This is a genomic window from Lentzea alba, assembly GCF_047445655.1.
GTDB lineage: Bacteria > Actinomycetota > Actinomycetes > Mycobacteriales > Pseudonocardiaceae > Lentzea > Lentzea alba_A.
Genome location: NZ_JAJAEG010000023.1, coordinates 42,412 through 67,276 on the forward strand (window position 1 = coordinate 42,412; position 24,865 = coordinate 67,276).

General features: G+C 68.3%; 25 protein-coding genes and 1 pseudogene. 11 read left to right on the forward strand and 15 right to left on the reverse strand.

The window, feature by feature from the left end:
* Nucleotides 1-172 precede the first annotated feature (172 nt).
* A complete protein-coding gene (locus LFM09_RS32995; RefSeq protein ID WP_414100618.1) occupies nt 173-1,465 on the forward strand; it encodes a PhoH family protein in 1,293 nt (430 codons plus the stop codon).
* Between the two features lie 53 nt (nt 1,466-1,518).
* On the opposite strand, the gene LFM09_RS33000 is transcribed toward LFM09_RS32995, so the two are convergent.
* The 7 genes from LFM09_RS33000 to LFM09_RS33030 all read right to left on the reverse strand — a co-directional run bounded on the left by LFM09_RS33000 (nt 1,519) and on the right by LFM09_RS33030 (nt 8,111).
* Nucleotides 1,519-2,289 (reverse strand): ABC transporter permease, encoded by a 771-nt coding sequence (locus tag LFM09_RS33000; RefSeq protein WP_414100495.1) that lies wholly within the window; start codon nt 2,287-2,289, stop codon nt 1,519-1,521.
* A complete protein-coding gene (locus LFM09_RS33005) occupies nt 2,286-3,239 on the reverse strand; it encodes an ATP-binding cassette domain-containing protein (protein ID WP_414100496.1) in 954 nt (317 codons plus the stop codon). Before LFM09_RS33005 ends, LFM09_RS33000 begins: the two co-directional genes overlap by 4 nt.
* 3 nt (nt 3,240-3,242) lie before the next feature.
* Nucleotides 3,243-4,682 carry a GuaB1 family IMP dehydrogenase-related protein gene (locus LFM09_RS33010; RefSeq protein ID WP_414100497.1) on the reverse strand — a complete coding sequence of 480 codons (1,440 nt, stop codon included), beginning with the start codon at nt 4,680-4,682 and terminating at the stop codon, nt 3,243-3,245.
* Between the two features lie 108 nt (nt 4,683-4,790).
* Nucleotides 4,791-5,054, reverse strand: a complete 264-nt coding sequence (locus LFM09_RS33015; protein ID WP_414100498.1) for a hypothetical protein — start codon at nt 5,052-5,054, stop codon at nt 4,791-4,793.
* Nucleotides 5,055-5,188: 134 nt separating this feature from the next.
* Nucleotides 5,189-5,959: a GNAT family N-acetyltransferase gene (locus tag LFM09_RS33020; RefSeq protein WP_414100499.1), complete on the reverse strand. Its 771-nt coding sequence runs from the start codon at nt 5,957-5,959 to the stop codon at nt 5,189-5,191.
* Between the two features lie 44 nt (nt 5,960-6,003).
* The gene (locus tag LFM09_RS33025) at nt 6,004-6,489 is read right to left on the reverse strand and encodes a hypothetical protein (RefSeq protein WP_414100500.1); all 486 of its coding nucleotides are present in this window, start codon (nt 6,487-6,489) and stop codon (nt 6,004-6,006) included.
* Between the two features lie 92 nt (nt 6,490-6,581).
* Nucleotides 6,582-8,111 carry an ATP-dependent DNA ligase gene (locus tag LFM09_RS33030; protein WP_414100501.1) on the reverse strand — a complete coding sequence of 510 codons (1,530 nt, stop codon included), beginning with the start codon at nt 8,109-8,111 and terminating at the stop codon, nt 6,582-6,584.
* Between the two features lie 91 nt (nt 8,112-8,202).
* On the opposite strand from LFM09_RS33030, the gene LFM09_RS33035 reads away from it, so the two are divergent.
* Nucleotides 8,203-8,331 carry a hypothetical protein gene (locus LFM09_RS33035; RefSeq protein WP_414100502.1) on the forward strand — a complete coding sequence of 43 codons (129 nt, stop codon included), beginning with the start codon at nt 8,203-8,205 and terminating at the stop codon, nt 8,329-8,331.
* Here the strand turns inward: LFM09_RS33035 and LFM09_RS33040 are convergent.
* The gene (locus tag LFM09_RS33040; protein ID WP_414100503.1) at nt 8,328-9,680 is read right to left on the reverse strand and encodes a PLP-dependent aminotransferase family protein; all 1,353 of its coding nucleotides are present in this window, start codon (nt 9,678-9,680) and stop codon (nt 8,328-8,330) included. The genes LFM09_RS33035 and LFM09_RS33040 overlap by 4 nt on opposite strands.
* Nucleotides 9,681-9,727: 47 nt before the next feature.
* Between LFM09_RS33040 and LFM09_RS33045 the strand changes: the two genes are divergently transcribed.
* Nucleotides 9,728-10,642: a DMT family transporter gene (locus LFM09_RS33045; protein WP_414100504.1), complete on the forward strand. Its 915-nt coding sequence runs from the start codon at nt 9,728-9,730 to the stop codon at nt 10,640-10,642.
* Nucleotides 10,643-10,648: 6 nt separating this feature from the next.
* Here the strand turns inward: LFM09_RS33045 and LFM09_RS33050 are convergent, their stop codons facing one another.
* The 4 genes and pseudogenes from LFM09_RS33050 to LFM09_RS33065 all read right to left on the reverse strand — a co-directional run bounded on the left by LFM09_RS33050 (nt 10,649) and on the right by LFM09_RS33065 (nt 15,062).
* Nucleotides 10,649-11,749: a hypothetical protein gene (locus LFM09_RS33050; protein WP_414100505.1), complete on the reverse strand. Its 1,101-nt coding sequence runs from the start codon at nt 11,747-11,749 to the stop codon at nt 10,649-10,651.
* Nucleotides 11,750-11,824: 75 nt separating this feature from the next.
* Nucleotides 11,825-12,415, reverse strand: coding sequence for a hypothetical protein (locus LFM09_RS33055; protein ID WP_414100506.1), 591 nt, complete (start codon nt 12,413-12,415; stop codon nt 11,825-11,827).
* A gap of 120 nt (nt 12,416-12,535) precedes the next feature.
* The gene (locus LFM09_RS33060) at nt 12,536-13,090 is read right to left on the reverse strand and encodes a hypothetical protein (protein WP_414100507.1); all 555 of its coding nucleotides are present in this window, start codon (nt 13,088-13,090) and stop codon (nt 12,536-12,538) included.
* A gap of 56 nt (nt 13,091-13,146) precedes the next feature.
* Nucleotides 13,147-15,062: pseudogene (locus LFM09_RS33065) on the reverse strand (thioredoxin domain-containing protein).
* Between the two features lie 55 nt (nt 15,063-15,117).
* Between LFM09_RS33065 and LFM09_RS33070 the strand changes: the two are divergent.
* Genes LFM09_RS33070 through LFM09_RS33085 form a run of 4 tightly spaced genes read left to right on the forward strand, consistent with a single transcriptional unit; the run spans nt 15,118 to nt 20,298 of the window.
* Nucleotides 15,118-16,455 carry a 3' terminal RNA ribose 2'-O-methyltransferase Hen1 gene (locus LFM09_RS33070; protein ID WP_414100619.1) on the forward strand — a complete coding sequence of 446 codons (1,338 nt, stop codon included), beginning with the start codon at nt 15,118-15,120 and terminating at the stop codon, nt 16,453-16,455.
* Nucleotides 16,455-18,923 carry a polynucleotide kinase-phosphatase gene (locus LFM09_RS33075; RefSeq protein ID WP_414100508.1) on the forward strand — a complete coding sequence of 823 codons (2,469 nt, stop codon included), beginning with the start codon at nt 16,455-16,457 and terminating at the stop codon, nt 18,921-18,923. The genes LFM09_RS33070 and LFM09_RS33075 overlap by 1 nt, the downstream gene beginning before the upstream one ends.
* Entirely contained in the window at nt 18,920-19,534 is a 615-nt protein-coding gene (locus LFM09_RS33080; RefSeq protein ID WP_414100509.1) for a DNA polymerase beta superfamily protein, read from the forward strand. Before LFM09_RS33075 ends, LFM09_RS33080 begins: the two co-directional genes overlap by 4 nt.
* On the forward strand, nt 19,531-20,298 hold the full coding sequence (locus LFM09_RS33085) for a DNA polymerase beta superfamily protein (protein WP_414100510.1): 768 nt from the start codon (nt 19,531-19,533) through the stop codon (nt 20,296-20,298). Before LFM09_RS33080 ends, LFM09_RS33085 begins: the two co-directional genes overlap by 4 nt.
* A gap of 99 nt (nt 20,299-20,397) precedes the next feature.
* Here the strand turns inward: LFM09_RS33085 and LFM09_RS33090 are convergent, their stop codons facing one another.
* Nucleotides 20,398-20,640 carry a hypothetical protein gene (locus LFM09_RS33090; RefSeq protein WP_414100620.1) on the reverse strand — a complete coding sequence of 81 codons (243 nt, stop codon included), beginning with the start codon at nt 20,638-20,640 and terminating at the stop codon, nt 20,398-20,400.
* Between the two features lie 35 nt (nt 20,641-20,675).
* A complete protein-coding gene (gene mca, locus LFM09_RS33095; protein WP_414100511.1) occupies nt 20,676-21,545 on the reverse strand; it encodes a mycothiol conjugate amidase Mca in 870 nt (289 codons plus the stop codon).
* Between the two features lie 96 nt (nt 21,546-21,641).
* Here mca and LFM09_RS33100 point away from each other — a divergent pair, with 96 nt between their 5' ends.
* Together LFM09_RS33100 and greA are read left to right on the forward strand one after the other, a co-directional pair.
* Nucleotides 21,642-22,064, forward strand: a complete 423-nt coding sequence (locus LFM09_RS33100) for a DUF4307 domain-containing protein (protein ID WP_414100512.1) — start codon at nt 21,642-21,644, stop codon at nt 22,062-22,064.
* A 187-nt stretch (nt 22,065-22,251) separates the two neighbouring features.
* A complete protein-coding gene (greA, locus tag LFM09_RS33105) occupies nt 22,252-22,746 on the forward strand; it encodes a transcription elongation factor GreA (protein ID WP_086662839.1) in 495 nt (164 codons plus the stop codon).
* A gap of 27 nt (nt 22,747-22,773) precedes the next feature.
* On the opposite strand, the gene LFM09_RS33110 is transcribed toward greA, so the two are convergent.
* A complete protein-coding gene (locus LFM09_RS33110) occupies nt 22,774-23,283 on the reverse strand; it encodes an Lrp/AsnC family transcriptional regulator (RefSeq protein WP_414100513.1) in 510 nt (169 codons plus the stop codon).
* Between the two features lie 74 nt (nt 23,284-23,357).
* Here LFM09_RS33110 and hppD point away from each other — a divergent pair, with 74 nt between their 5' ends.
* Nucleotides 23,358-24,539 (forward strand): 4-hydroxyphenylpyruvate dioxygenase, encoded by a 1,182-nt coding sequence (gene hppD / locus LFM09_RS33115; RefSeq protein WP_414100514.1) that lies wholly within the window; start codon nt 23,358-23,360, stop codon nt 24,537-24,539.
* A gap of 54 nt (nt 24,540-24,593) precedes the next feature.
* Nucleotides 24,594-24,839 (forward strand): hypothetical protein, encoded by a 246-nt coding sequence (locus LFM09_RS33120; RefSeq protein ID WP_414100515.1) that lies wholly within the window; start codon nt 24,594-24,596, stop codon nt 24,837-24,839.
* Nucleotides 24,840-24,865: the final 26 nt, after the last annotated feature.

Sequence of the window (24,865 nt, forward strand, 5' to 3'; positions counted from 1 at the left end):
GAAGGCAAGACGATCAATCAGGGTTGTGCCTGGCCCAGCGAGGAGCGGACGCGGGTGCCGCGTTCGTGAGGGAGTTGCCGTGAACGCACGACGTCCCGCGAGCCGTTCCTCAGGCTCATCGCGCAGTTCCTCCCCCAGGCGCAAGTCCGCCGCTCCGGCCATCACGACATATGTGCTGGACACGTCGGTACTGCTGTCCGATCCTCTCGCCCCCACCCGGTTCGCGGAGCACGAGGTCGTGCTCCCACTCGTGGTGATCAGCGAGCTGGAGGGCAAGCGCCACCACCCCGAACTGGGCTGGTTCGCGAGGGAAGCACTGCGTCTGCTCGACGACCTGCGCTTGCGGCATGGTCGCCTCGATTCGCCCATCCCCATCGGGGATGTGGGAGGCACCTTGCACGTCGAGCTCAACCACTCCGACCCGGAGGTGTTGCCATCAGGTTTCCGAACGGACTCCAACGACGCCCGAATCCTCGCCTGCTCCCTCAACCTCGCTGCTGAGGGGCGCAACGTCACCCTGGTGACGAAGGACATGCCGCTTCGAGTCAAGGCCGGATCGGTCGGACTCCAGGCGGAGGAGTACCGGGCGCACGACGTCACCCTGTCAGGCTGGACGGGAATGTCCGATCTGGACGTTCCGCAGTCCCTGGTGGACAGCCTGTTCAAGGAGAACGTCGTCGACCCGACCCAGTACGAGGACCTGGAGCACATCGCGGAAATGCCCTGCCACACCGGACTCCGGTTGCTGGCGGGCACGTCGAGCGCTCTGGGCCGGGTGACCGCGGACAAGCAGATCAGGCTGGTGCGCGGAGATCGGGAGGCGTTCGGACTGCACGGAAGGTCCGCCGAACAGCGGATCGCGCTGGACCTGCTGCTCGATTCCGATGTCGGCATCGTCTCGCTGGGCGGACGTGCGGGCACCGGCAAGTCGGCGCTCGCGTTGTGCGCCGGCCTCGAAGCGGTGATGGAACGCAGGCAGCACCGCAAGGTCGTGGTGTTCCGGCCGCTGTACGCGGTCGGTGGCCAGGAGCTCGGGTACCTGCCGGGTAGCGAGAACGAGAAGATGGGGCCGTGGGCGCAGGCGGTGTTCGACACCCTCGGCGCGCTGGTGAGCCAGGCGGTGGTGGAAGAGGTGATGGACCGCGGCATGCTCGAGGTCCTGCCCCTCACCCACATCCGCGGCCGCTCGCTGCACGACTCCTTCGTGATCGTCGACGAGGCGCAGTCGTTGGAGCGCAACGTGTTGCTGACCGTGCTGTCCCGCCTGGGCAGCAACTCGCGGGTGGTGCTGACGCACGACGTGGCGCAGCGCGACAACCTGCGGGTTGGCCGGCACGACGGTGTGGCAGCGGTGATCGAGAAGCTGAAGGGCCACCCGCTCTTCGCGCACGTCACCCTGACCCGCTCGGAGCGTTCGCCGATCGCGGCTCTCGTCACGGAGATGCTGGAGGACTACGCCTCATAAGTCCTGAGTAGACGAACGGCCCCGCGCAATCCGTTGCGCGGGGCCGTTTCACATCAGTCGAGCGCCCGTTTCATGAAGCCGCGCAGACCGAGTCCGCCGAAGCCCGCGATCGCCACGACGAGCACGAGCAACACGATCGGCAACGGGATGTGCGGCACGTTCGGCACCAGCTCCGCGCGCATGCCCTCGCTGACGTAGGTGAGCGGGTTCAGCGCGCAGATCACCTTGAACCACAGCAGATCATCGCTCAGCGACCGCCACGGGAACTGCGACGAACCCGTGAACAGCAACGGCGTGAGGATCACCGCGAACATCACGTTCACCCGGCGCGCGGGCACCGACGTGCCGATGACCAGGCCGACCGCACCGCCCGCGAGGCACCCCAGGACGATCACCAGGAGTGCGCCGGGAATCCCTTCCCACGCCCAGGAAACGTCGAGCATCACGAACCCGACCGGCACCATCAGCACCGCCGCGAAGAACCCGCGGATCGCGCCGAACACGATCTTCTCCACCGCGACCAGGGGGATCTCGATCGGCGCCAGCAGCCGGTCCTCGATCTCGCGCGTCCACGAGAAGTCCAGCACCAGCGGCAGCGTCGTGTTCTGCAGCGCGCCCAGGAACCCGTTCATCGCGATGATGCCGGGCAACAGCACCTGCGCGAAGTCGTCCTGGACGTAACCGATGTCCCCCAGCACCTTCGCGAAGATGAAGAGGATGAAGAACGGCTGGATGATCACCTGTGCGAGGAAGCTCGGCAGCTCACGGGTCGTCACGAAGACGTCGCGCCACAGGATCGCGTTGAAGGTCCTCAGCTGGCTCACCGCAGCTCCCTGCCGGTCAGGTGGATGAAGACGTCTTCCAGGCTGGGCTTGCCGATCGCGACGTCGCTCACGACGACGTCGAGGTCGCGCAGCACGTTCAGCACCGCGGGCAACGTGATCGAGGTGTCCGCGTCGGTGTAGACGCGGAACATGTCGCCCACTTCCTCGACCCGCTGCGCACCATCCACTTCGGACAGTGCCTTGGTGATCTTCGCGGGCTCCTGGCCGTTCGGGCTGACCGTGACGCTGACGGTGTTGCTGCCGGGCAGGCTCTTCGTGAGCTCGGCCGGCGTGTCCAGCGTGAGCAGCTTGCCGTGGTCGACGATGCCGACGCGGTCGCACAACTTCGTGGCCTCGTCCATGTCGTGCGTGGTCAGGACGACCGTGACGCCGTCCGCGTGCAGTGCGGCGACCCGCTCGTGCACGAAGAGCCTGGCCTGCGGATCGAGGCCGGTACTCGGCTCGTCGAGGAACAACACCTTCGGCCGGTGCATCAGCGCGCGGGCGATCATCAGCCGTTGCGCCTGCCCGCCGGACAACGTGTCCACGAGGGCGTTCTGGTGGTCCTTCAAGCCCATCCGCTCAAGGATGTCGTCCGCGAGCTTCTTCCGCTCCTGCGGCCCGATCCCGTGATAAGCCGCGTGGAACAACAGGTTCTGCCGCGCGTTGAGCGAACGGTCGAGGTTGTTGCGCTGCGGCACGACAGCCAGCAGCTGCCGTGCCTGCTTCGAGTCGGCGACCACGTCGACGCCCTCCACGAACGCCTGCCCCGAGGTGGGGCGGACGCGCGTGGTCAGGACGCCGACGGTGGTCGTCTTGCCGGCCCCGTTCGGGCCGAGGAGGCCGAACACCTCACCGCGGCGGACGGTGAAGCTCAACCCGTCCACCGCTGGTTTTTGTCCGATTTTATAGACTTTGCGGAGTTCTCTTACTTCTACCGCTTCGTCCATTTCTCACCATCCCCCTGGCAACGGCCTGCCTTCCGCGAACCCAGCCGCCGACTGGATGCCGAGAACAGCCCTGTCGTGGAATTCCTCCAGCGAGTTCGCACCGGCATACGTGCAGGCCGAGCGCACGCCGGACGTGATCGCGTCCAGCAGATCCTCCACGCTCGGACGCACCGGGTCCAACTTCATTTTCGAAGTGGAGATGCCTTCTTCGAACAGCCCCTTCTTGGCCCGGTCGAACGCGTTGTCGCTCCGCGTGCGCGCCGTCACCGCCCGCTTCGAAGCCATTCCGAACGATTCCTTGTAGAGGTTTCCACGTTCGTCGCGCTGCAGGTCGCCGGGCGACTCGTAGGTGCCCGCGAACCAGCTGCCGACCATGACGCTGCTGGCCCCCGCCGCCAACGCCAACGCAACGTCCCGCGGGTGCCGCACGCCGCCGTCAGCCCACACGTGCTTGCCGAGCTTCCGCGCCTCTGCCGCACACTCCGCAACCGCGCTGAACTGCGGCCGGCCAACACCGGTCATCATCCGCGTGGTGCACATCGCGCCCGGCCCGACACCGACCTTGATGATGTCCGCGCCGGCCTCGACCAGGTCCCGCACACCTTCCGCGGTGACCACGTTCCCCGCCGCGATCGGCACATGCGGGTCGGCCTCCCGAACCGCTTTCAGGGCGGTGATCATCTTTTCCTGGTGCCCGTGCGCGGTGTCGACGACCAGAACGTCCACACCGGCCTTGAGCAACGCCTCAGCCTTGGCCTTCACGTCACCGTTGACCCCGACCGCAGCCGCGATCCGCAGCTTGCCGTCGTCGTCCGCGGCGGGCCGGTAAACCTCCGCCCTGAGCGCCGTCAGCTCGGTCAGCACCCCGCTGAGCCGCTGCTCGGCGTCGATGCCGAGCGCGATCCGGTGCGCGCTGTGGTGAAGCTGGTCGAACACGTCCTGAGGCTTCGTGTCGATCGGCAACTGCAGGACGTCCGTGTTCATCACGTCACCAAGGCGCGCGAACCGGTCAACCCCGGTGAGCGCCGCCTCGTCCACAACGCCGATGGGCCGCCCTCCGTCGTCGATGACAACAACCGCGCCGTGTGCCCGCTTGTGCAACAGGTTCCACGCGTCCGCCACCGCATCGCCCGTGGTGAGGGTGAGCGGCGTGTCCCAGACCGGATGCCGCTCCTTGACCCACGAAATGATCTCCGCAACGGCCTCGGTAGGCACGTCCTGCGGGATGACGACAAGCCCGCCACGCCGCGCGATGGTCTCCGCCATCCGCCGCCCGGCAACGGCCGTCATGTTCGCGACGACGATCGGGATCGTGGCCCCGGTACCGTCCGAAGTGGAGAGGTCGACGCCGAACCGCGACTCCACGGCACTGCGGCCGGGAACGAGGAACACGTCGTCGTAGGTCAGGTCGTAAGAGGGTCGATGCCCTTCGATGAACCGCACGTGCTTCCACGATACCCGCAGCATCTCGAATGGGCAGCTCACCAGCGACTTCGCCACACCGCGCCGCGTACACGGGTGACTACAGGTCGCGTGCACGGGCGGCTCCGGTCAGTCGGACCTGCGCCACCACAGCACGCCCGGCCCGTCCCGGCGAGAGCACCGGGGTCGGTCGGAGTCGCAGCACCACAGCACGCCCGGCCCGTCCCGGCGGGAGCACCGGGGTCGGTCGGAGTCGCAGCACCACAGCACGCCCGGCCCGTCCGGCGTGAGCACCGGCAGCCACGCCTCGTCGAACTGTTCGACCCTGCCTTCGTCGGACGCCGGCGGCGGTCTCGCGCAGGACGACCCGTCGAGGTGGACCAGTGGCGTCATGTCCTCGGCCAACCCGAACCGCGCTCGGCGAGCCGCCAGGGCGGCGCGGGGTCGTCGTCAACCAGCCAGCGGATCCTGCTCACGGTGCGGCGGTGCAGATCCCACGGGAGCGGTGAACCGGATCGATCCGGCGTTCACGGCTGCCAGACGTACCCGGTGGTCTTGGTGACTGCGACGAACCCGAGCCGCTCCAGGATCGGCCGGCTGTCCTCGGAAGCGTCGACCTGCAGGTACCTCACGCCCCGTTCGAGCGCGACGCGTGCGCGGTGCGCCACCAGCGCCCGGTAGATGCCCTTGCCACGCCATTCCTTGAGCGTGCCGCCACCCCACAGGCCGCCGAACGCCGTGCCGGGCACGATTTCGAGCCGCGCGGACGAGACCACCTGGCCGTCGGCTTCTGCGATCACCGCGACGGTGTTCGGGTCGTCCTTCTTCTCGATCAGCTGGTCGGCGAGCCAACCGCAGTCCCTGCCGAACACCTCGGTGGCGGTTGCCGCCAGGCGGTGCATGTCGGCTTCTTCCTTGGTCTCGCGCAGGACGACCCCGTCGAGGTGGACCGGCGACGTCATCTCCTCGGCCAACCCGATGAGCACGGTCTCCGTGGCTTCCGCGACGAAGCCGGCGGCGGTCAGGCGGTCCGGCAGGTCTTTGGGCTGGTCGTGGACCCACGTCTTCCACTCGACGGCTTGGCCGCGCTCGGCGAAGAAATCGCGTTGTCGCGCGATCACCTCATCCAGTTCCGCGCCCGTGACTCCGAGGTCGGGTGGGCCCGCGACGAAGCCGCGGCGGTGTGCCCAGGCCACGCGGAACACCGGGCCGTCGGGCACGACGTCGGGATAGACCTCCCACTCGGCGGCGCGGGCTTGGGTGTCGAAGGCGCTGAGCAGTGCGGCTGCGTCGGGCATGCGGCGAACGCTATTGGCGTTCTGGGTGCGGCCGCACGCGGATTTCAGGCTCGGCGCGCGCCGACGACGGCCTGGTGTGGCCACTTCTCGGTCAGCACACGCTGCAGCAGCGGGTTCTCGGCGTCGACCACGCGAGCCAGTTCACCGTCCGCGAAGCCCTGCGCGGTGAGCTCGGTGTGGATGACCTCCGGCCAGGGCTCGACGGCGTTGAGCAGCGTGCCCGTGAACCTGTATCCGACCCACGCGGCACCACCTTCGCGGGCGGTGCGGGTCATCGTGTCGGGGTCGTGCGGTGCCACCCAGACGCCTAGCGTCACCGTGTGACCGGTGTCGAGGCTGATGGGCAGGATGACCCGTGTCGCGGCGCCGAAGCCCTCGGCGACGATGAACACCCGGCTTTCGAACGTGATCGCCTTCGCCCGCTGCTTCGCGGACAGGTTGGCGAAGTCGTCGGGCTGCACGAAGTCCCACGCCAGGTTGTCGGCGCTGAGCTCGTCACCGCAGCAGTGGCAGATTCTGTCCCCGGTCATGGGCAGACGCTACTGCCGAATGCGGCTTCAGCTCCCGGGATTTGCGGTGGCCGCGATCGTTGCGCACAACCAAGGCACAAGCCCTTGCGGCGTCAGGCTTCGGGATTCAGTTGTGCGGTGGGCAGAAGTGCCCTCACCTCCTCGATCGTCGTCGCCTCCGACGGGTCCTTGTCCGGGCGGTAGCGCACGACGCGGGCGAACCGCAGTGCGACGCCACCGGGGTAGCGCGGCGAGACCTGCACGCCGTCCAGCTCGATCTCGATCACCAGTTCCGGGCGGACCATGACCACCCAGTCGTTCTGCTCGGTGGCGATCTCCTGCAGGGCCTTGGTCTGCCAGGTCAGCAGTTCGTCGGTGAGGCCCTTGAAGGTCTTGCCGACCATCACCGGCGGGCCGCCGTCCGGGTCGCGGGCGCCCAGGTGCAGGTTCGACAGCCAGCCGCGGCGGCGGCCGCTGCCCCACTCGACGCCGAGCACGACCAGGTCGAGCGTGTGCACCGGCTTCACCTTCTGCCAGGCGCGGCCACGGCGGCCGGCTGCGTAGGGCGAGGCCAGCGACTTCACCATCACGCCCTCGTGGCCCGCCGACAGCGCCGCGGTGACCACGGAGGCGGCCTCCTCGGGCGACGGGTCCAGCACGCCCGGGATGACGTGCGAGCCCGCCACCTGACGCAGGGCGGTGAGGCGGTCGCGCAGTGGTTCGTCGAGCAGGTCCTTGCAGTCGAGGTGCAGGCAGTCGAAGAAGTACGGGTGCAGCAGCAGCTCGCGCTCGTCCTGCGCGCCGAAACGGCTCATCGTCTCCTGGAACGGGCGGGGTCTCCCCTCGTCGGTCAGCGCCAGGGTCTCGCCGTCGAGCACCACCGACGTGCAGGGCAGGCCGCGCACCAGTTCGACCAGCTCAGGCACCGTCTTGGTGATCTCGCGCAACGTGCGGGTGTAGATGTGGACCTCGTCGCCCGAGCGGTGCACCTGGATGCGCGCACCGTCGAGCTTGTGCTCCACCACGACGCTGCCGAGCTCGGACAACGCCTCGTCGAGAGACTCCGCGGGTGAGGCCAGCATCGGCCGCAGAGGACGCCCGACCTCCAGCCGGAACGCCTCCAGCGCCTCCGCACCGCCTGCCAGCGCGGCCACCGCCGTCTCCGGTAATCGGCCCGACAGCATGAACGCACGTCGCACCGTCTCGCCCGGCACGTCCGCAGCCGAGGCGATCGCGTCCAGCATCACGCCTTCGAGCGCGCCCTGCCGCAGCTCACCGGTGAGCAGCCGGCGTAAGAAGTCCTGCTCCGATTCGGTGGCACGCCCGAACAACCCGGCCAGCAGGTCGACCCGGCGCTGCGCCGAGCCCTTGCCGGACGTCCCCGCCACCTCGGCGAGCGCGGCGTCGACCTCGGCGACCGTGAGCCCGGCAGTGGCAGCCGGGGGCACGGACAGGTCGAAGACGGTGCGCCAGCCCGCGCCGATGCGACCCTGCCGCGGCGTGCCTATGAGGAACGACACCACCGCGACCACGACGTCCGCCGTCGCCCCGCGCAGCAACGCGGACAACGCCTTGACCTTGGCAAGGCGCGACCGGGTCGCCGCCACGGCGGCTGACGTGTCGACTACTTCGGATAGGAGCACAGGTCTCATGGTGCACCCGAGCACTGACAATTTCTGGAGGCTCGGGCTAGGCTGACCGGGGTAACCGTTCTACCTGGGGGTTTAGCGCACCATGCGTGCTTTCAAGATCTTCGCCGCCGCACTGCTCGTCGTCGCCGCGGTCACCGCGCCCGGCATCGGCGACACGCGCGAACACATCCTGGGCGCCGACGCCGAGATCAAGCGCGAGCACATTCTTTAGGCCACTGCTACTTCAGCGATCTCCCGGACCGCCTCCCGCAGGCGGTCAGGCGTGAGCGCGGCGTAGCCCAGCACCAGTCCGGGCCACATCGGCGTGCGCGTGTACTGCGCCAACGCCCACACGTGCACCCCACGCTCCGCAAGCCTGCTCTTCAGCGCGAGGTCGTCCGTCCCGTCCGGCATGCGCAACACGACGTGCAACCCGGCCGCAACGCCGATGGGCTGCCACGCCGGCAAGTGCTCCGCAACGGCCTCCAACAACGCGTCGCGCCGCTTCCGGTAGAGCGCGCGCGTACGTCGTAGATGACGGTCATAGCCACCGGTCCGCAACATGTGCGCGAACGCGGCCTGAGGGATCGTCGCCGTCCCCATGTCGTTGTACTTCTTGCGGTTGATGATGTCCTGCCGCAACCGCTCCGGCACGACGAGCCACCCGAGCCGCAGCGCGGGCGCCAGCACCTTGCTCGTAGTCCCTTGGTACACAACGTGTTCCGGCGCCAACGCCTGCAACGCCCCCAGCGCCGGCCGGTCGTACCGGTGCTCGGCGTCGTAGTCGTCCTCGATGATCAACCCGTCGCACGAGCGCGCCCACTCCACGAGCGCGCGCCGCCGTTCCGGATGCAGCACCACGCCCAACGGGAACTGGTGCGCCGCGGTGACCAGTACCGCTCGACAGTCCGTTTTGGACAGCAGATCGACGCGGATTCCCTTGTCGTCCACCGGAATCGCCACGGTGTTCAGACCGTGCGAGCGCAACATGTTCTCGCCGCCGAAGTGACTGGGTTCCTCGATCGCGATGCTGCCGTTCAACAGCCTGGCCGTGAGCTGCAGCCCGTCCGCCGCGCCGTTGGTGATCACCGCATCGCGCGCGACCACTGCCCGCACCCGTGCCAGGTAGTCGACGATCTCCTTGCGCAGCCCCACGAATCCGGCCGGATCCGGGTACGCCAGGTCGTCGTCCGGCAGCTCGGCGAGCGCCGCCCGGTGCGCCGCGACCCACTCGGCGCGGGGGAACGCGCTCAACGCGGGCAAGCCGGGGCGCATGTTGAACCGCCACCGCTGCGGCGGCTCGGGCACACCGCACGCACCGGCCGGGCCGAGGCTCGCGACCGTGGTCCCTGAACCCCTGCGCGCGGTGAGATACCCCTCCGCCACGAGCTGCGTGTACGCCGACGTGACCGTGCCGCGCGCCACCCCGAGCTGTGCCGCGAGGTCCCGGCTCGACGGCAGCCTCGTGCCCGGCGCCAGCCGCCCGTCGCGGATGGCCCTGCGCAGCGTCACCTCCACGCCGCGGCGCCGCTGGTGCTCGGGCAGCAGCAGCTCTCGAAAAGTGGTCCAGTTCGCAACCATCAAAGTGGAGCTTAAACCTGGACCAGTCCACCGCGAGGCTGATTGGCATGAAACTTGGAGTGGCCGCGGGAGCGACAGCGGCAATGATCGTCGGCGCGTCCGTGCCCGTCACCGGCATGCTCGAGGGCTACCCGGTCCTGACCGGCCAGGCCATGCGCTACCTGCTGGGCGCCGCCGTGTTGCTGCTGGTCGCCCGCCGTCTCCCCATGCCGTCCTGGCGCGACATCCCGCCGCTGCTGGGCGTGGTCGCCTCGGGCATGCTCGGCTTCAACGCGCTGCTCATCGCCGCCCAGCAGTACGCGGAACCGGGTTTCGTGGCCGCCGTGATGGGCGCTTCCCCGATCGCACTGGCCCTGCTAGCCCGCAACCGCTCTCTCGCGGCAGTCGTTGGCGCCGTGGTGGTCGCCGCGGGAGTGGTGGTGTTGTCCGGCGGTGGCGCGTGGCACGGCCCCGGGCTGGTGCTCGCGCTGCTGACGATGGTCGGCGAGGTCTGCTTCACGCTGTTCGCCGTCGGCGTGGTTCGCCGGCTCGGCGTGCTGGGCGTGGCCACCTGGACGTGTCTGCTCGCGGCGGTGATCGGCGGGGTGCTCGGCACCTTCGTCGGCGGGTGGCAGGTGCCGGATGCCCGCCAGACCTTTGCGCTGGTCACGCTGGCCGTGTTGGTGACCGCGCTCGCGTTCGGGCTGTGGTACTTCGCGGTGAACCGCCTGGGCTCGGGTCGCGCCGGGGTGCTCATCGGCCTGATGCCGGTGTCCGGGCTCGTGACATCCGTGGCTTTGGGCGCACAGGAACTCACGCTCGTGTCCGTCGTTGGCGCCACCACGGTCGCACTCGGGTGTGGCATCGCCCTCTGGCAGGGCACGCAGAAGGCAACGCACCACACACACGACGCCGGCCGGGTTCCCCCAAAATCAACAATAGCGAGCGGGTCTGACAGTCAGCCGGAAGCTGTTGTGCCGTAACGGCTGTCAGGGCGAGCTGTCGTGGGAGGGGGACGCCGCGACCTTGGGATCCCGCACCAGCACGGCGCGGTTCGCCGCCGGACTGTCGTCCAACGGAGCGAGCACGAACCAGGCCACGGCCAAGGCGATCAGGATCGGGCTCAGGGACAGCCCAGGAGCCACGAGCACCGCGATGAGCACCGTCGCCAGCGGCAGCAGACGCACCAGCAGGACGCCCGCAGCGTTGGCGACAGGGGCCAACGTGCGGCGCCCCGCCGAGGTGGTCGGCAGTTCGTCCAGGCTGCCGCGCACCAGCACGTGGATCAGGTCGACGACGTCCGACAGGAGCTCCTGACGGGTGTCCCGGTGCGGCAGCGCGATCCGCAGGTCGAACGACCTCAGGTACTGGGCACATTGCCGCCGACGCGACCTCAGCGTGGCTCGGCCGGATGGGCCCAGCAGCTCGATGTCCCGCCACAGGCCCAGCTCCACGGTGGTTGCCGCGTTGTTCACGAGACGCAACAGCCACGCCTTGTGCTTCAGCACCAAAGGGTTCGCCAGCGCGTTGACCAGGGCGAAGAGTTCGGAGAGCACGGCCTCCGAAGGCGCAGTCCGGACGGCGTGCCGATACAACAGCCAGGCCGTCGCGCGGACGAACAAGGTCCACGCGAAGACCCACAGCAGCAGCACGACAAGAGCGCTCGCCAGCGTGGTGAGCCACGGCCTATCAGCGAGTCCGCCCGGTGGGTCGGCCTCGCGCAACACGAGGTACACGGATCCCAGCAGGCACGCGGTGACCAGACTGCGCCAGAACGACCGGAAGCGCCCCGGCAACAGGTCCAGTGCGACGAAAGCCAGCCCGCCCACGATGAAACCAACGGCGAACGGAACGATGCTCAGGCCAGGTACGTCCTGCCGGTCCAGCCAGACAACGATCACAACGCACAACAGGACGACCACCAACGCGGACACGGTGACCATCACGCTCATGGTGCGGGAACTGCGGAACACTTCACGTTCACGCCAGTACGTGGCACCGGTGTAGGCGAGCTCCAGCTCGTCATCCAGATCAGGCTCGGCGACCACGTCGAGAACGGCAGAGCGGGTCTTAGCCGCCCATGCCCTCACGACTCCAGCGTGGCTGCGCGCGTAGCCGATGTCCGGAAACTCCACGCCCAGCTCTCGCGGCCGCGCTCGGATCCGTTACGCGCTGGAGACGACGACAGCCATCTGGCGGATGACCGCCAACGAGGTCCGCAGCTCGTCGTAGGTCGCGAAGTCGCGCATACCGTCGACAGCGGCGAACCGCGCCAGCCGATCCGCCCGGACCTCGTCGAACATCGCCCGCTGAGCAGCGGTGAACCGGCCGTGCTCCACCAACGCCGCAGCGAGGCAATGCACGTCCACGTCAGCCGACGCACCCTTCGAGTACCAGAACCACACGGCGTGAAGGGCTGCCTCGCGCTGTGCGCCGTACCAGTGCGTGGGCCTGTTCGGGTTGGGAGCGGAGGGGTGCGGCACGCGGTAGCCGAGTTGCTTGGCACGTCGGCGAAGCACGCCGTACGCGCGGACTTCGGCCTGCCAGGCGGCGCGGCTCGCGATCAGCAGGTCCAACGCTCGCGGCAGGGCGGAGGGGTCGCGCTGGAAGCTGCCCGCGACGAACGACAGGAAGCTGAAGGACTCGTGGAACCCTATCGGGTGGTAGGTCTCCAGGCAGCCCTTGAGGGCCGCTACGCGGTGGCCGAGCGGCAACGACGTGTCGAGAACTTTCCTGGCGTACACGGCAAAGCTCACGACGCGACCTCGGCGAGCCATGAAGAAAGGACCAGGGCTGCCGCCGACAACGAGTCGGGAGAGCAACCCTGGGCCTCCGCAACGAAGGTGTCGAACGCAGTGAGCTCCACGCCGCGCAGGTTACGCGAGGTCCGGGCCCTGCGAACGAAGATCGTCCACCTTGGACATCGCATCACGCAGCTCGCCTAGCCACGAGTCCGCGTGCTCGCCGACCAGGCGCACGGCCCACGCCAGCGCGTCCGAACGGGAGCGGGCCACGCCGGCGGCCACCAGCGTGTCGAGCACCTGGCGTTCCGGCTGGCGCAGGCGCGTCATCACCGGCACGGCCAGGTGCGTGAAGAGCTCGCGCGTGCTGCCCAGCGAAGCGCCCCAGGCCACCTTGCGTCCGTAGCGGTGCTCGGCCTGGCGCGCGATCTCGATGCGCTCGCCACGGGTCTCCTCGCGCCACCGCGAGATGCGGCCCGACTCGGCCGCTGCGCGGGAGGCGTCGTCGAACTCGCCTTCCAGGTCCGCGAGCGTGCCCACGACCGTGATCTCCTCGCGGTCGACGATCACCTCGGGCGCGCCGACGAACCAGCCGTCGGGCAGCCTGCCCGCGAACCACGCCGCCGCATCATCCGCCGACGGCAGGTCGGCCTGTTGCCAACCGCCTCGGCCTCGCCATCCTCGTCCCATCTCAACCACCCCTGATTACATGATTACGTCGTTACCGACGTTACGCCTGCAATCAGCTAGCGGGTGTTCGCCGACAGCGAAGTGACCAGGGCATCTGCGGAAACAACGGGCCTGTCACACACATAGCCACGGCACACGTACGCGGCTGGCGCCTCGTCGACCAACGGGCGGTCTTCGAGCAACGGCACAACGCCTGGTTCTCCGGCCACGACGACGCCGCCTCCAGGCACATGAGCCACCGCGGCCGCCCACAGCGACGCACGGCGTGGGTCATCGCCAGCACCCACGACGGCCACCTGCAGCGGACCGGCGACCAGCGCTTCAGCCACCGAAAGCCAGTGGCCGGCGAACCGGGGTGCCCGCGCGGCCAGCAGTCCGGCCCTGGTCACCGCCTCCGAAGCAGCCGTCAGGTAGTGCGAAGAACGATCGGGACCGCACAGCAGAGAGGCGGTCAACAGGGCCGAGGCCAGCGAAGACGCACCAGAAGGCGACGCGTTGTCCGTTGAGTCGGCAGGACGGCGCACGAGAGATTCAGCGTCGTCTGCGGTGTCGTAGTAAGCGCCCGGAGAGTCCGGTACGGCGAAACGAGAGAGTGCGGTGTCCAGCAGGCCGCACGCCAGGTCGAGCCACCGGATCGAGCCGGTGACCTGGTGCAACGCCAGCAAGCCGTCGGCGAGACAGCCGTAGTCCTCCAGCACGCCGAACGACGGCCCCGCGACGCCGCCTCCGAAGCCGCCACGATCCACGACGGCTCGCCGAAGAAGGCGCCCGCCTCGGCCAGCGCGGCGATCGCCATGCCGTTCCAGGCGGCGATCACCTTGTCGTCCCGGCCCGGCTGCGGCCGCAATGCACGCGCGGCCAGCAGCGAGGCCCGTACGTCCTCCCCCGGCTCCGACACGAACCGCAGCGTCGACTTGCCGTCCTCGAAGTTCGGCTCCGCGGTCACACCGAAAGCCTCGGCGGCAGAACCGAGTTCCTCGAACGACCACACGTAGGTCAGGCCCTCGACGCCATCGGTGTCGGCATCCAGCGAAGCCGCGAAACCACCCTCCGCGGTGCGCAGATCCCGCAGCAGGAAACCCGCCGTGTCCCGCGCGACCCGCGCATACCGCTCAGATTCCGTCACCCGGGCCAGGTGCGTGTAGAAGCGGAGCAGCAAAGCGTTGTCGTACAGCATCTTCTCGAAGTGCGGCACGATCCACGACGCGTCGACGCTGTAGCGCGCGAACCCGCCGCCGAGCTGGTCGTACATGCCGCCGTTCGCCATCGCGTCGGCCGTCGCGGTCGCCATCGAGATCGCCTCGACCGAGCCGGTGCGTTCGTGGTGGCGCAGCAGGAACTCGACCACCATCGACGGCGGGAACTTCGGCGCGCCACCGAATCCGCCGTTGCGCCGGTCGAACTCGCCGAGCAACGAGACCACCGCGCCCGACAGCGCGTCGGCGTCCACAGCGGACGGAGGCAACGGCCCGGCGTTGCGCGAGATCTCTTCCACCACAACGGAAGCCGACTCCAGGATCTCCTCGGGACGCGAGGTCCACGCAGCCGTGACCGCCTCCAGGAGCTGTGTGAACGAGGGCATGCCGGGCCGGGACGACGGCGGGTAGTAGGTGCCGGCGTGGAACGGCCGCGCGTCCGGCGTCAGGAACACCGTCATCGGCCAGCCGCCGTGGCCGGTCATGGCCTGCGTGACCTCCATGTAGACGGCGTCGACGTCGGGACGTTCCTCGCGATCCACCTTCACCGGCACGAAGTTCTCATTCATCAACGATGCGACAGCAGCATCTTCGAACGACTCGTGCGCCATCACGTGACACCAGTGACAGGCCGCGTAGCCGACGGACAGGAGCACCGGGACGTTGCGTCGTCGCGCCTCCTCGAACGCCTCGGCGCTCCACGGCCACCAGTCGACCGGGTTGTCCGCGTGCTGCAGCAGGTAGGGGCTGGTCGCGTCCGCAAGACGGTTGGTCATGACCTCCACCCTAATTCGCCTGCGGAAACAACGACTCTCGATCAGACTCGACGTCGTGCTGCTGACCATGACCACCACCCACCAGCCGGCGACCGATCTCGGTCACCTGCTGCACAAACACCCGGACCGGGCCCAGTCCTTCTCGACGAGCTCGGGTACCGCGCACGTCTTCTACCCGAAGGCGACGCACGAAGAGTGCACGGTCGCCCTCCTGCTGGAGGTCGACCCCGTCGCGCTGGTGCGAGGTCCCGGCAGCACGCTCACGCAATACGTCAACGACCGTCCGTACGCGGCCGGGTCGTTGCTCACGGTTGCGCTCGGCAGCGTGTTCCGCACCGCGATGAACGGCCGCAGCGAGAGCTACCCCGAACTCGCCAAGACGGCGATTCCGCTGGTCATCCGCATTCCCGCGCTGCCGTACAAGCTCGCCGACCGGCTGTTCACGCCGCTGGGCTGGACCGTCGACACGACCGAGCACGGCGACTCGCGGTACGGCGACGTGACGTTGACCGGCACGGTCAAGCTGAGCGACGCTTTGAAACACCTCTACGTGCTGCTGCCCGTGCTCGACGGCGGCAAGCACTACTGGGTCGCCGCCGACGAGGTCGACAAGCTGCTCAAGGCCGGCGACGGCTGGCTCGCCGGCCACCCCGACAAGGAGCTGATCACCAGCAGGTACCTGGCCCGCAAGCGGCCTCTCGTGCTCTCCGCGCTGGAACGCCTCGCCGAGGTCGACGAGGTCGAGCCGGAGGAGCTGGACAACGCGCTGGCCGAACCGAAGATCTCCCTTGCCACGCAGCGCAAGGAAGCCGTGATCAAGGCTGTGAAGGAGGCGCGGGCCAAGCGTGTGCTCGACCTCGGCTGCGGTGGCGGCGCGCTGCTGCGTGAGCTCGTCAAGGAGCCGGAGTTCACCGAGCTGCACGGTGTCGACGTGTCCGCGAAGGCGTTGCAGGAGGCTGCACGCAAGCTGCACCTCGACCGCATGTCCGACCGGTTGCGTGAGCGGATCACGTTGCGGCAGTCGGCTTTGACGTACGCGGACACGGAGCTCGCCGGCTATGACGCGGCTGTGCTGATGGAGGTCGTCGAGCACGTCGACCCGTCACGCCTGCCCGCGCTGGAGCACTCGGTGTTCGTGGTGGCTCGACCTGCGACCGTGCTGGTGACGACGCCGAACGTCGAGTACAACCCGCTCTTCGAAACGTTGCCGGAGGGCCAGATGCGCCACTCCGACCACCGTTTCGAGTGGACTCGCGCGGAGTTCCAGGAGTGGGCTGGCGGAGTGGCCTCACGACGTGGCTACACCGTGCGATATGTGCCGATCGGGCCAGAGGACGCCGAACGCGGCGCGCCGACCCAGATGGCCGTGTTCAGCTTGGGGGACGAGAACTGATGGAACTGAAGATCCCGGACCTGTGTCTGGTGGTGCTGATCGGCGCCTCCGGTTCTGGCAAGTCCACGTTCGCGCGCAAGCACTTCCTCCCCACGCAGGTGCTGTCGAGCGACTACTTCCGCGGGCTCGTGTCCGACGACGAGAACGACCAGTCGGCGTCCGGCGCGGCGTTCGACGTGCTGCACTACGTCGCGGCCAAACGGCTGGAGGCCGGGCGTGTCACCGTCATCGACGCGACCAACGTGCAGGCGCCCGACCGGGCGAGACTGATCGAGGTCGCCAAGAAGGCGAACGTGCTGCCAGTCGCGATCGTGCTGGACACGCCGACCGACGTCTGCCTCAAGCGCAACGCTTCGCGGCCCGACCGCGACTTCGGCGCGCATGTCGTCAAGCGGCACCGGGCGGCGTTGCAGCGGTCGCTGAAGTTCCTCGGCAAGGAGGGCTTCAAGCGCGTCCACGTGCTGCGCTCCGAGTCCGAAGTGGACGCTGCCTCGATCGTCTACGAGCGGCTGCTCAACGACCTCAAGCACGAGACCGGCCCGTTCGACGTCATCGGCGACGTGCACGGCTGCCGCGCGGAGCTGGAAGAGCTGTTGGGTGTGCTCGGATACTCCCTGGTGCGCGACGCGGAGGGACGCGCTGTTGACGCTGTGCCTCCAGCCGGTCGCAAGGCGATCTTCGTCGGCGACCTGGTCGACCGCGGCCCGGACACTCCGGGTGTGCTGCGGCTCGTGATGGGCATGATCGACGCCGGGCACGCGTTCAGCGTCTGCGGCAACCACGAGCAGAAGCTCGTGCGGGCGTTGCGCGGCAAGAACGTCCAGGTGCGGCACGGCCTGGCCGAGTCGCTCGCGCAGCTCGCGTTGGAAGACCAGGATTTCCGCCGCAAGGCCGAGAAGTTCTGCGACGGGCTGGTGGCGCACTACGTGCTGGATGACGGCAAGCTCGTCGTCGCGCATGCTGGTCTGCCAGAGCGCTACCACGGCCGTGCGTCCGCTCGTGTGCGCAGTTTCGCACTGTACGGCGACACGACCGGTGAGACCGACGAATACGGACTGCCGGTCCGCTACCCGTGGGCGAACGAGTACCGCGGCACCGCGATGGTGTTGTACGGCCACACCCCGACCCCCGAGGCGGAGTGGATCAACAACACCATGTGCCTCGACACGGGTGTGGTGTTCGGCGGCAAGCTGACCGCGCTGCGGTACCCGGAGCGTGAGGTTGTTTCCGTTGCCGCACACCAGATCTGGTACGAGCCGGTCCGACCACTGGTGGCACCGGTGGTCGAGCGCGAGCCGGACGTGCTGGCGCTGACCGACGTCACGGGCCTGCGCCGGATCGAGACCTCGGTGATGGGCGCGGTGACGATCCGCGCCGAGCAGTCGGCATCGGCGCTGGAGGTGATGAGCCGGTTCGCGATCGACCCGCACGACCTGCTGTACCTGCCGCCGACGATGGCACCTTGTGCGACCTCGCTGCGGGATGACGTGCTGGAGCACCCTGCGGAGGCTTTCGCGGAGTATCGCGAGGCCGGGGTGACGGCCGTGATCTGCGAAGAGAAGCACATGGGCTCGCGCGCAGTGTTGTTGGTGCGCAAGGAAGGTGGCGCGATCTACACGCGCACCGGGCGCGCGTTCTTCGACGGCGCGCTGGGCGACGAGCTGCTTTCGGGGGTCCGTGCGGCTTCGAAGCCGTTGTTCGACGAGTTCGCGACGGACTGGCTGCTCATCGACGCCGAGCTGATGCCGTGGAACGCCAAGGCCTCCGGCCTGATCCGCGAGCAGTACGCGGCGGTCGGCGCGGCTGCGAACGGTGCTTTGCCGGTGGCGGTCGATGCGTTGTCTGTGGCCGCCGCGCGTGGTGTTGACGTTGCGGAACTCCTGGCGCGCACTTCGATGCGTGCTGCGAACGCTTCTGCCTACTCGGCCGCGTATGAGCGCTACTGCTGGCCGACCGACGGACTGGAGGGCGTGCGGATCGCGCCGTTCCAGCTGCTGGCGGTCGAAGGGCAGACGTTCCACTCGCGTTCACACCTGTGGCACCTGGAGACGTTGGCGCGGCTGGAGGGGCCTTTGTTCCAGCAGACCCGGCACCTCGTGGTCGACCTCAACGATCCTTCTTCTGTGGCCGACGGTGTGCACTGGTGGGAGGAGCTGACCGCGGCCGGCGGCGAGGGCATGGTCGTCAAACCGCTGGCGAACCTGACCGGTCGGGTGCAGCCGGGTGTGAAGGTGCGCGGGCGTGAGTACCTGCGGATCATCTACGGCCCGGACTACACGTCGCCGGAGAACTTGGTGCGGCTGCGCAAGCGCGGACTCGGCCGCAAGCGCGGGCTCGCTCTGCGCGAGTACGCGCTGGGCATCGAGGCCCTGGAGCGGGTGGCGCGGGGCGAGCCGTTGTGGCGCGTGCACGAGTGCGTCTTCGGCGTGCTCGCGCTGGAGTCGGAGCCGGTGGACCCACGACTGTGATCCTGGAAGCTGTGATCGGGTCGCACGCCTACGGGCTGGCGACCTCATCGTCCGATGTGGACAGACGCGGGGTGTTCGTCGCGCCCACGGAAGCGTTCTGGTGCTTGGAGAAGCCGCCGACCTCGGTCGAGGGCCCCTCGCCGGAGCAGCTCAGCTGGGAGGTCGAGCACTTCTGCAAGCTGGCGCTGAAGTCGAACCCGACGGTGCTCGAAACGCTGGTGAGCCCGTTGGTCTCGGTGTGCACGCCGCTGGGAGAGGAACTGCGGGAGCTGCTGCCCGCATTCCTCTCCCGGTACGCCGTGCGGGCTTACACGCGCGCGACGGAGATGCAGCTGTCGCGCGCGGGTCGCAACCTCAAGCCGAAGCAGCTCATGCACGTCGTGCGGTTGCGGTTGCTCGGCCTGCATCTGGTGCGCATGGGCGAGCTTTCGATCGCTGCGGACCGCTCGCTGCTGCAGATTCGCGATGGCTCGATGCCCTGGGACGACGCTGTGGCGTGGGCGCATCGGCTCGGTGACGAGCTGGCAGAGGCCGACGGGCCGCTGCCGGAAGAGCCCGATCGAGCGCGTGTTGAGGACTGGTTGGTGTCGGTGCGCAGGAGGATGTTGTGAGCTACGAGGTTCCTGACCTGAGCGCGGTCGTCGCCGAGCAGTCGCACGACCTGCTCTTCGCGACCGTGTCCGGCGCGCACCTGTACGGCTTCCCGTCCCGCGACTCGGACGTGGACCTGCGCGGCGTGCACGTGCTGCCGATCGCGGAGGTGCTCGGCCTGCGGCACGGCCCGGAGACCAAGGAGCGGATGTGGGTCCGGGACGGGGTCGAGATCGACCTCGTCACCCACGACGTGCAGAAGTTCTGCCGGCTGCTCACCCGACCCAACGGCTACGTGCTCGAACAGCTGCTCTCGCCGCTCGTCGTGCACACCACGGACGCCCATCGCAGGCTCGTCTCGCTGGCCGCGGGGTGCCTGACCTCGCGGCACGGGCATCACTACCGCGGGTTCGCGGTGACGCAGTGGCGGCTGTTCGAGAAGACCGGCGAGATCAAGCCGCTGCTCTACACGTTCCGCGCGCTGCTGACCGGCGTGCACCTGCTGCGCACGGGCGAGGTGAACGCGCACCTGCCGACGTTGCTGGAGAAGCTCGACGGGCCGGACTACCTGCTGGGGCTGATCGAGGCCAAGATCCTCGGCGAGCACCGGGCGCTGGCCGGGGTCGACGGGCGGCCCGCTCCCGAACGGCTCGAAGCCGACCTGGCGCACTGGCAGGAACAGCTGCGGGAGGCGCGGGACACCAGCGCGCTGCCGGAGGAGCCGCCCGCGTTCGAGGAGGTCCACGACTTCGTGGTCAACCTCCGGCTGGCGATCTCGGGCTGACCCGGTCCGAGTCCAGCCGAGCCACGCCGAGCTGACGTGGACAACTCGCGATCTTGAGGAAACAGCGGCCTCGGGGCGCGGGCGTGCGGCCCTGCTTGCTCAGTCCTTCTTCTCCGGCTCGGCGGAGGCGTCAGCCGGCTTGGCCGGGGTCTCGGCAGGCTCGTCGAACGACGCCGGCACCCGCTTGAGGTGCTTGTTCATCGACTTGACGAGGAAGAAGACCGCGATGAAGAAGACGATCAGCAGGACGAGGCCGACCGGGGAGGACTTGCCGAAGTCCTCGCCCTGTCCGCCCTTGTCGTTCTCGTTCGTGTTCGACGGCTGCACGGCGACGAGCGCCACCGTGCTGCCGAGGGAGAAGTCTGGGGAGAGCACCCCTAGACCTTAACTCCGGCGAACAGGTCGTTCTCCGGCAGCGTCGAGTCCACCTGCGAGCGCACGAGTTCGTACTCCTCGGTCGGCCAGACCTCGCGCTGCAGGTCCTGAGGGATGGCGAACCAGCGGCTCGTCGGGTCGATCTGGGTGGCGTGGGCCTTCAGTGCCTCGTCGCGCACGTCGAAGTACTCGGCACACTCGACCTGGGTGGTCACGCGGTCCATCACGTCCGGGCGGTCGGAGTCCCAGTTCGCGAGCCACTCCGTGTACGGCGACTCCAGGCCGCGGGCTTCCATCGCGTCGTGGAACGACTGCAGCTTCTTCCGCGAGAAGCCGTGCGAGTAGTAGACCTTCTGGGTCTCCCACGCCTCGCCCAACGACGGATCAAAAGCGGGATCGGCCGCGGCGTCCAGTGCGGCCATCGAGATCTCGTGGGTGCGGATGTGGTCCGGGTGCGGGTAGCCGCCGTTCTCGTCGTAGGTCACGACGACGTGCGGGCGGAAGTCGCGGATGGCCTCCACCAGGGACGGCACCGACTCCTCCAGCGGCACCAGGGCGAAGCAGCCCTCGGGCAGCGGTGGCTTCGGGTCGCCCTCGGGCAGACCGGAGTCCTTGAAGCCCAGCCAGCGGTGCTGGATGCCGAGGATCTTGGCCGCGCGGGCCATCTCCTCGCGGCGGATCTCGATGATGTTCTCCAGCACGTCCGGACGGTCCATCGCCGGATTCAACACACTGCCCGCGCCACCGTCGGTACAGGTCACGACCATCACGTCGTGGCCTTCTGCGACGTAGCGGGCCATCGTGGCCGCGCCCTTGCTCGACTCGTCGTCGGGATGTGCGTGCACTGCCATAAGGCGCAGCTTGTCGGCCATGACCCCCGTGGTCCTCCTGTGTGAACGGTCCTGCGACACTCAACAACTGAACGACGGGCACCATTGTTCCCCAGCGGCTGAGGAGGGCGCCGGAAAGTGGCACAACGCGCGCTCCCCGAGGGGCGGTACGGCAAGCAAGGCCGCAAACCGCTCAACAAATGGGCCCGGTGGGGGTTACTCGCTGTAGCCGTAGCGGTGGGCGCCACAGTCGCCTTCGTCGGTTACCGAAATCTCGGCACAAAGCCGATCGAGGCGAAGCAGACCGCGTTCAACATCCTCGGTGACGACCGCGTAGAGGTCAGTTTCGAGGTTTCCCGCGATCAACCGGAGCGACCAGCAGTCTGCATCATTCGGGCCCGTTCCAAGGACGGCGACGAAGCAGGTAGACGCGAAGTTCTGGTTCCTCCCGGGAATTCCGTCGTCGTCGAGACAACAGTTCTCCGCACCTCGAAGCCGCCGGTCACCGGCGAGGTGTTCGGGTGCTCCTACCAGGTTCCCCCCTACTTGTCCACGGGCTAGCGGCCAAGCGGGTGATCTGCGGTTTAAACGGCGAGATGGGGAACAAATCGCCGTCGCTGAACGTTGTCTGCGTGTTACTCTTGACGCTCAAGCACGGCCCCGGCGCGGGCCGTGTTTTTCCGTTCCGGGCTCGCGGCCCGGGAACTATCCGGTGTGCACACGTGCGCCGGAGCAAGACGAGGAGTTGGTGACCGTGAGCGACACCCAGGTGACCTGGCTGACCCAGGAGGCCTACGACCGGCTCAAGGCTGAGCTGGACGAACTTATCGCGTACCGCCCGGTCATGGCTGCCGAGATCAACGCCCGCCGCGAGGAGGGCGACCTGCGCGAGAACGGCGGCTACCACGCGGCTCGCGAGGAGCAGGGCAAGCAGGAGGCGCGCATCCGCCAGCTGCACGAGCTGCTTCAGGCCGCGAAGGTCGGCGAGGCCCCCACCACCAAGGGTGTTGCCGCGCCGGGCACGGTGCTCACGATCCGCTACGACGGAGACGACGAGACCGAAACCTTCCTGCTGGCCACCCGCGAGGAGGGCGCGCACGGCGAGATGGAGGTCTACTCTCCGGTGTCGCCGCTCGGCAAGGCGCTCAACGGCGCGAAGGACGGCGAGACCGTCGAGTACGAGCTGCCCAACGGCAAGCTCCAGAAGGTCACGCTGATCTCTGCTGTTCCTTACTCGGCGTAGTCACGCCACAGACGTTCGAAGGGGCGGTCACTGCTGTGGCCGCCCCTTCACGCGTTCCAAGAGAGGACGCACGCGTGGGGGCACCGGCGTCGACAAAGCAATCGAGGTCGACAGCCTCCGCACGTGCGGCACGTCGACGATGTGATCAACAACGCGCTGCAGGTCGGCGTTCGACCGCGCGACCATGCGCACGAAGAGGTCGCCCTGCCCGGTCGTCGCGTGCACCTCGCACACCTCGCCGATCGCGGCCAGCCCCTCGCACACCTCCGCACGCCGCCCCTGCGCGATTTCCACGGTCGCGAAGGCCGTCAGCCCGTAGCCCATCGCGCCGAGATCGAGCGCCGGCGGGAAGCCGTTGAGGACGCCTTTGTCGGTCAATCGATCAAGCCGCGCCTGCACGGTGCCTCGCGCGACGCCGAGCCGGCGGGAGCATTCGAGGACGCCGAGGCGGGGCTCGTCGGTGAGGAGCAGCAGCAGCCGGGCGTCCAGTTCGTCCACGGGCTGGTCAGAGTGCTCACCCTGCTGATCTGTGGCCATAGATCACTATACAAATTGTCCAGTGAAATCGACGACTGTTGCTCACCATGTCCGGTCGTCTCATGCTGTTGAACATGACGCAACAGCTTGACGACGTGAGCTACGACCAGCTCCGGCAGCTCGTGGGGTTGGTCGACTACGACGCGACCAAGGACCCCTTCCCCGTGCGCGCCATGGACGCCGTGGTGTTCGTCGTGGGCAACGCGGTTCAGACCTCCTGGCTGTACCAGGTGGCGTTCGGCATGGAGCTCGTGGCCTACGCGGGCCCCGAGACCGGCCAGCGCTCGCACCACTCCTACGTGCTGAAGTCGGGCTCGGCCCGCTTCGTGATCCACGGCGGCGTGCAGCCCGACTCCCCGATGCTCGACCACCACCGCCGCCACGGTGACGGCGTCGTCGACATCGCTCTCGAAGTGGCCGACGTCGACCAGTGCATCGCCCACGCGCGCGCACAGGGCGCCACGGTCCTGGAAGAGCCGCACGACCTGTCCGACGAGCACGGCACCGTGCGCACCGCGGCCATCGCGACCTACGGCGAGACCCGCCACACGCTGGTGGACCGCTCCAAGTACTCCGGCCCGTACCTGCCCGGCTTCGTGCCGTCGTCCTCGACGGTGAAGCGGCCGGAAGGTGCCCCGAAGCGCCTGTTCCAGGCCGTCGACCACTGCGTCGGCAACGTCGAGCTCGGCAAGATGGACTACTGGGTCGACTGGTACAACCGCGTCATGGGCTTCGTGAACATGGCGGAGTTCATCGGCGACGACATCGCCACGGACTACTCGGCCCTGATGTCCAAGGTCGTCTCCAACGGCAACCACCGGGTGAAGTTCCCGCTGAACGAGCCGGCGATCGCGAAGAAGAAGTCGCAGATCGACGAGTACCTGGAGTTCTACGAGGGCGCGGGCGTGCAGCACATCGCCCTCGCGACCAACGACATCGTCAGCACCGTGATCGCCATGCGCGACATGGGCGTGATGTTCCTCGACACCCCCGACTCCTACTACGACGACCCGGAGCTGCGCGCCCGCATCGGCGAGGTCCGCGTGCCGATCGAGGTGCTGAAGGAACACCGCATCCTGGTCGACCGCGACGAGGACGGCTACCTGCTGCAGATCTTCACCAAGCCGATCGGCGACCGCCCCACGGTCTTCTACGAGCTGATCGAACGCCACGGCTCGCTGGGCTTCGGCAAGGGCAACTTCAAGGCTCTTTTCGAGGCTATCGAGCGCGAACAGGAGCGACGCGGCAACCTCTGATGCCGTTCCCCCGGTAAGGTGCTTTACGGGGGCAACACATCGTGGGGAGGTGGCATGGCATTCGCACGACGCGTGGCCGCGGTGATTCCGCTGGTCGGAGCCGTGACCACGGCTGCGGCACTGACCGGAGCGGCGTTTCTGACCGTGGCGCACGCCGGCTGCGACGAGGCCGGCCGCTTCGTCCGCACTGGCGAGTCGATCGAGTTCGTCGGCGGCTGTGTGAACGGCGCCGACCTACCGGCGGCGCCCGCGGCCGAGGCCGAGAACGCGGACAGGTTCGGCGGCTCCAAGAAGCCGTGACAGCGCAGAAAGGCCCCTCCAGCCGG

Coding starts and splice junctions, on each gene's coding strand:
- LFM09_RS33060 (WP_414100507.1), bottom strand. CDS start 13,090: ATGGGACGAGGATGGCGAGGCCGAGGCGGTTGGCAACAGGCCGACCTG.
- LFM09_RS33015 (WP_414100498.1), bottom strand. CDS start 5,054: ATGACGCCACTGGTCCACCTCGACGGGTCGTCCTGCGCGAGACCGCCG.
- LFM09_RS33025 (WP_414100500.1), bottom strand. CDS start 6,489: ATGACCGGGGACAGAATCTGCCACTGCTGCGGTGACGAGCTCAGCGCC.
- LFM09_RS33120 (WP_414100515.1), top strand. CDS start 24,594: ATGGCATTCGCACGACGCGTGGCCGCGGTGATTCCGCTGGTCGGAGCC.
- LFM09_RS33110 (WP_414100513.1), bottom strand. CDS start 23,283: ATGGCCACAGATCAGCAGGGTGAGCACTCTGACCAGCCCGTGGACGAA.
- LFM09_RS33075 (WP_414100508.1), top strand. CDS start 16,455: ATGGAACTGAAGATCCCGGACCTGTGTCTGGTGGTGCTGATCGGCGCC.
- LFM09_RS33020 (WP_414100499.1), bottom strand. CDS start 5,959: ATGCCCGACGCAGCCGCACTGCTCAGCGCCTTCGACACCCAAGCCCGC.
- LFM09_RS33040 (WP_414100503.1), bottom strand. CDS start 9,680: ATGGTTGCGAACTGGACCACTTTTCGAGAGCTGCTGCTGCCCGAGCAC.
- hppD (WP_414100514.1), top strand. CDS start 23,358: ATGACGCAACAGCTTGACGACGTGAGCTACGACCAGCTCCGGCAGCTC.
- LFM09_RS33005 (WP_414100496.1), bottom strand. CDS start 3,239: ATGGACGAAGCGGTAGAAGTAAGAGAACTCCGCAAAGTCTATAAAATC.
- LFM09_RS33035 (WP_414100502.1), top strand. CDS start 8,203: ATGCGTGCTTTCAAGATCTTCGCCGCCGCACTGCTCGTCGTCGCCGCG.
- mca (WP_414100511.1), bottom strand. CDS start 21,545: ATGGCCGACAAGCTGCGCCTTATGGCAGTGCACGCACATCCCGACGAC.
- LFM09_RS33045 (WP_414100504.1), top strand. CDS start 9,728: ATGAAACTTGGAGTGGCCGCGGGAGCGACAGCGGCAATGATCGTCGGC.